Origin of the sequence: Eggerthella sp., from assembly GCF_048329335.1 — a bacterium.
GTDB lineage: Bacteria > Actinomycetota > Coriobacteriia > Coriobacteriales > Eggerthellaceae > Eggerthella > Eggerthella lenta.
This window is the reverse complement of the sequence record NZ_DBFEGU010000215.1, coordinates 1-1,542: the sequence shown is the minus strand read 5'-3', so window position 1 is coordinate 1,542 and position 1,542 is coordinate 1. Positions and strand designations below refer to the sequence as shown.

Annotated in this window: 1 protein-coding gene and 2 pseudogenes; all 3 read left to right on the top strand. The window is 65.6% G+C overall.

The window, feature by feature from the left end:
• A pseudogene (locus ACMO6A_RS07080) lies at positions 1–436 on the top strand (D-alanyl-D-alanine carboxypeptidase); the annotation flags it as partial.
• 25 nt (positions 437–461) lie between these two features.
• Entirely contained in the window at positions 462–899 is a 438-nt protein-coding gene (locus tag ACMO6A_RS07075) for an FHA domain-containing protein (protein WP_009306989.1), read from the top strand.
• 162 nt (positions 900–1,061) lie between these two features.
• Positions 1,062–1,542: pseudogene (locus tag ACMO6A_RS07070) on the top strand (indolepyruvate ferredoxin oxidoreductase subunit alpha); the annotation flags it as partial.

Below are 1,542 nucleotides of genomic sequence, written 5' to 3'. Positions count from 1 at the left end.
CGAGATATCCTACCAGCTTGCGAACAGCCCCGAAACCGCCACGATGAACGGCACCGAGGTGCCGGTGGTGGCCGAGGTGGCCCATTCCGGCTGGATCGACAAGACGGTGAAGGCGACGCTGCGCGACCCTGCGGCAGCCGTCACCATCTTCGACTTGAACGGCAACGTGAGCCAGTCGCTCGAGTTCGACGAGCTGGCGGGCAACGTGAAGGAAGGCGACAAGGTGGGCACGATCACCTTCAAGCAGCGCAACACCGTCATCGCCACGATGGACCTCGTGGCATGCGAGGACGTCGACGCGCCCGACTTCTTCGAGGGCGTGGGCGTGTGGTGGGACCGCCTGTTCCGCAGCTTCTCCGGAGGCCAGGAAGTGGCGCGTTCCATCACGCTCAACGAGACGCCGCTCGTCATCGACAAGACCGCGTCCGCAGCGTAGCGCCGGACTGAAGAGAGGATACGCCATGAGCATGTGCCCTGTTTGCAACAACCCCATCGATTCGCAGGCTCCGGTCTGCCCGCATTGCGGGTTCAAGCTGCTCGGATCCACCCAGCGTTTCGAGCCGGTGTCGTTCGGCGACGATGCACTGCCCGTCGCGGCCGCCCCCCAGGCCGCTGCCGCCCTCCACGTGGTGCGCGGCCCGCAGACCGGGGTCACCTACCAACTGGGCGATCAGGCGCTCACCATCGGGCGCAGCCCGCAGTGCGACCTGTTCCTCAACGATATGACCGTGTCGCGCGAGCACGCTTCGGTCGAGCCTGCGGACGGCGGCTACGTCATCCGTGACGCCAACTCGTTCAACGGCGTATGGGTGAACAACGAAAGCGTGGAAACGCGCCGGCTCGTCTCGGGAGACGTCATCCAGATCGGCGCCTTCTGCCTGGTCTACAAGGAGGAGTAGACGCGATCTCGCGTGTCGACAGGCGCGCTTCGCACTGCACCCAGGATGGCAACATGCGCAAAACGCGCGCCGTTCGGCTCGGTTTTGGACGTTTGACCGGGGCGGGCGGTGCGCGTTGCCGTATAATTCCCCAGTGGGTTTATCACACGGAAGGGTTCGCTCATGGAATTGATGTCAGGCAACGAGGCAATAGCCCAGGGGGCATGGGAGGCCGGCGCGCGCATCGGCGTGGCCTATCCCGGCACGCCGTCGACGGAGACGCTCGAGGCGTTCGCGAAGAAGGACGGCGTGTACGCCGAATGGTGCGTCAACGAGAAGGTGGCCATCGAGGTGGGCATTGGGGCGTCGGTCGCCGGCGCGCGCGTGCTGTCCACGATGAAGCACGTCGGCGTGAACGTGGCGGCCGACCCGTTGTTCACTGCGGCATACGCGGGCGTGGGCGGCGGGCTCGTGGTGCTGGCTGCCGATGATCCGGGCATGTACTCGTCCCAAAACGAGCAGGATTCCCACTGGTACGCACGCGCAGCCCACATCCCCATGCTCGACCCTGCCGATTCCGCCGAGGCTTTGCGCTTCACGCGCGAGGCGTACGACGTGTCCGAGCGCTTCGACGTGCCCGTCTTCATCCGTTCCACAGTGCGCG